Origin of the sequence: Mitsuaria sp. RG, from assembly GCF_028369275.1 — a bacterium.
GTDB classification, from domain to species: Bacteria; Pseudomonadota; Gammaproteobacteria; order Pseudomonadales; family Pseudomonadaceae; genus Aquipseudomonas; species Aquipseudomonas peradeniyensis.
In genome coordinates this window covers 1-1351 of record NZ_JAQMYQ010000106.1, presented here as the reverse complement: position 1 = coordinate 1351, position 1351 = coordinate 1, and the positions used below count along the sequence as shown (strand labels likewise).

The 1351-nt window shown below is 65.1% G+C and carries 1 protein-coding gene; it reads right to left on the bottom strand.

The window, feature by feature from the left end; all coding sequences use genetic code 11:
- A partial coding sequence (locus POF53_RS25865; protein WP_498970046.1) for an immunoglobulin-like domain-containing protein occupies nt 1-1351 on the bottom strand: 1351 nt, incomplete at both ends.

Genomic DNA, 1351 nt, shown 5'->3' with positions numbered 1-1351 from the left:
GGCCGGGATGGTGACCTTGGTGCCGTCGGTGAGGGTGAAGGTCAGGCCGTTGTGGCCGGTGACCGACAGGCCCTGGGCGTTGGTCAGGGTCACGGTGTAGGTGATCTGGCCGCCCTCGGACACGGTGCTCTTGTCGGCGGACAAGGTGGCCACGACTTCACTGATGGTGTCGGTGATCTGCACGGTGGCATTGCCACCGAGTTCCAGGTTCTCGAAGGTCTTGCCGGTGACTGTGGCGTCGGTGACGCCTACGGTCAGCGAGCTGCCATCCTTGAACACGTCGTCGCCCTGGGCGGCGGCCTTGTACTCGACCTGGGTCTGGCCGGCCGGGATCACCACCTTGGCGCCATTGCTCAGGGTCACGGTCAGGTCCTGGTCGAGCTTCTGGCTGACCTTGACGGTGAACGACGGCTGTTGGGCTTCGTTGACATCGCCATTGCCGACGATGGTGACCGAGACCTTGTCGCCCTGGTTGCCGGTACCTGGGGTACCCGAACCTGGTTCGTCGGTCACCGTGGTGGTCAGCGTGTTGTTGCCGAGAGTCAGCTTCTCGAAGTTGCCGCCACCGGTGACGGACTCGATCTTGTTGACGATGCTCGGCTGGCCGCCGACGAACACGTCGTCCTTGGCGGTGATGGTCACGGTACCGGTGGCGCTGCCCGCCGGGATGGTGACCTTGGTGCCGTCGGTGAGGGTGAAGGTCAGGCCGTTGTGGCCGGTGACCGACAGGCCCTGGGCGTTGGTCAGGGTCACGGTGTAGGTGAACTGGCCACCCTCGGCAACCGTGGTCTTGTCAGCGGACAGGGTCGCGACCACTTCGCTGATGGTGTCGGTGATCTGCACGGTGGCCGAACCGCCGAGCTCGAGATTCTCGAAGGTCTTGCCGACCACGCTGGCATCGGTGATGCCGACGGTGAGCGGGCCGCCGTCCTTGAACACGTCGTCGCCCTGGACCGGCGCCTTGTACTCGACCTGGGTCTGGCCGGCCGGGATCACCACCTTGGCGCCATTGCTAAGGGTCACGGTCAGGTCCTGATCGAGCTTCTGGCTGACCTTGACGGTGAACGACGGTTGCTGGGCTTCGTTGACATCGCCGTTGCCGACGATAGTGACCGAGACCTTGTCGCCCTGGTTGCCGGTGCCCGGGGTGCCCGAGCCCGGCTCGTCGGTGACCGAGGTCTTCACTTCGTTCTGACCCAGGGTCAGTTTCTCGAAGTTGTCGGCACCGCTGACGCCGGTGATCTTGTTGCTGATGGTGGCCTGGCCGCCGACGAACACGTCGTCCGGCGCGTTGATGATGGCGGTGCCAGTGGCGCTGCCGGCCGGGATGGTGACCTTGGTGCCGTCGGTC